Origin of the sequence: Streptomyces niphimycinicus, assembly GCF_018883605.1 — a bacterium.
GTDB lineage: Bacteria > Actinomycetota > Actinomycetes > Streptomycetales > Streptomycetaceae > Streptomyces > Streptomyces niphimycinicus.
Window position 1 is genome coordinate 1 of the sequence record NZ_JAHLEM010000610.1, and the last position, 2349, is coordinate 2349.

Sequence of the window (2349 nt, forward strand, 5' to 3'; positions counted from 1 at the left end):
CCCGCCCCGGTGCGAGGCGCCGCCACGGCCGCCCCGGCGCCGGTCTCCGCCACGGCCGCGTCCACCGTGCCGGTCTCAGCCGAGACGACAGCCCACACCGTCACCCTGGTCACCGGCGAGCGCGTCACGCTCCGCGCGGACGGGAGCGTCGTCGTGGCGCCGCGGCCGGGTGCCGAAGCGGACTATGTCACCCGGCGGTTGGACAACGATGTCTTCGTCATTCCGCTGACCGCCCTGCCATACCTGGGCCGCACCCTGGACCCCGCGCTGTTCAACGTCTCCGCCCTCGCCGAGGCCGGTGTCACCACCACCCCGGTACGGGCCCGGGCCACCGCGGGCGCCACGGCACCGCCCTCGGGCCCCGCCTTCGGCGCGGCACTGGCCAAGCAGATCGGCGCCGAGGCGGCGAAGGGGTCCGTGGGGGAGGGCCCGCTGTTCGGCGGCGTCACCTCGGTCGCACCGGCGGTCGCCACCGACGGCGTACGGGACACCCCGCGCCCGTCCGCGCGGGCGGGCCACGCGGACCACCCGGTGAAGGTCACCGTGCTCGGTACGGACGGCAAGCCGCTCCCGGGCACCACATCGTTCGCCCTGGCCAACGCCGACGACGCCGCCCGCTACCAGGAGCCGTTCCTCGATGCCGTGGACGGCGCGGCGCGGGTCGAGGTCCCCGCGGGCCACTACACCGCCATGGTGTCCGCCCCGGCCTTCGACAGCGCCGGTGAGCCGGCCGGTGTGCGCATGGCCACCGCCGAGTTCACCGTCCCCGACGGCGGCACCGGCACCGAGGCCGTGCTCGACCTGCGCAAGGCGACCGAGCGGGTCACCTTCTCGACCCCGAGGCCCGCGGAGGAACACCAGCTCATCCTCCGCTACCTGCGCCAGGACGCGAAGGGCGCGGTGGCGGTGGGCGGCGGCGTCGGCGTTTCCGGCGGTCCGCCCGTCCAGGTGCAGCCCTCCGGCCGCCCCGTCACCACCGGCGACCTGCGCTTCGATGTGTACACCCACCGCAAGGCGCCCGCGGACGCGGCCACGCCCTACTCCTACGACCTCAAGCTGGCCAACCCCGCCGGCACGATCGCCAAGAACCAGCACTACAAGGTCACCGGACGGCAACTGGCCACGGTGCGCACCAATTACCACAGCGATACGCCGGGCCGGGCCGAAGAGGTGGCGCGGCTGATGTACCTGCCGTACGAGACGAGCGGCGAGGCGCTGTCCGAGCCCTTCAAGGCTCCGGCGCGGCGGACCGAATACGTCGGCGGCTCCGCCGGTGCCTCCTACGCGGACTGGCTCAAGGCCGGGGAGCGGCGCTTCGTGTCCCGGCAGCAGCCCCTCGTGCCCGGCCGGACCACCACCGTCGACTGGCTGCGCGGCCCGCTGGTGCCAGGTTTCACCGAGCCCGCGCGGGGCGCCGCCGCGGACGAGACGTGGTACTGCGCGGCCTGCCGCAAGGGCGACGCCCTCACCTTCTCCCTGGCCTCGGCCACGGTCATGGACTCCGCCGGACACCACGTCCTCGCGGTCCCGTCCGACATCACCTCCTCGCACTTCGCGGTGGTCTCCGGTGACACGACCCTGTACGAGGGCGACGGCGTCCCCGGCGGCATCCTGACCGTCCCGCCCAAGCAGGCCCCGTACACGGTGGTGTACGACCAGACCAGGACGAACGGCGACTTCCGCCAGTCGCTGACCACGCACACCGAGTGGAGCTTCGCCTCGGGGCACTCGGGTGGCCAGACCGTGCCGGACAACTGGACGTGTGTGTCGGAGGCGGGCGAGTACGACGGCCCCGGGGATTGCTCGGCGCTGCCGGTCGTCGTCCCGCACTACCGGCTCGACGCCGGGCTGGACGGCACGAGCCCGGCCGGTGACGGCCATCTCGTCGTCGGCTTCGGGCATGTGCCGGGCGTGGTGGCCCCGCCGGCGGTCACCAAGGCGAGGGTCGAGGTGTCCTTCGACGGCGGCGAACGGTGGACGGCGGCGGCCACCACCGCGCTCGGCAAGGGCCGGTTCCGCGCGGACTGGACCACTCCGGACGAGGCGGCGGGCCGGGATGCCTCCCTGCGCGTCACCGGGACCGACTCGGGGGGCAACACGGTGACGCAGACGGTGAAGAGCGCGTTCACGGTGGCCGCGGCCCGCGGTTAGCCCGTGTCCGGCGGGTCGTGACGCCTGCGGCGCGCCGTTCCCCTCCCCGCCCCTTCCCGAAACTGGGGCTGCGCCCCAGGCCCCGGATCGGGGCTTTGCCCCAGGCCCCGGATCGGGGCTTTGCCCCAGGCCCCGGATCGGGGCTTTGCCCCAGGCCCCGGATCGGGGCTTTGCCCCAGGCCCCGGATCGGGGCTTTG

At 74.5% G+C, this 2349-nt stretch carries 1 protein-coding gene; it reads left to right on the forward strand.

Going from position 1 to position 2349, the window contains the following annotated elements; all coding sequences use genetic code 11:
* Positions 1 to 2151, forward strand: a 2151-nt coding sequence (locus tag KN815_RS37675) for a molybdopterin-binding protein (RefSeq protein WP_216346335.1), incomplete at its 5' end; no start/stop codon positions are given.
* Positions 2152 to 2349: the final 198 nt, after the last annotated feature.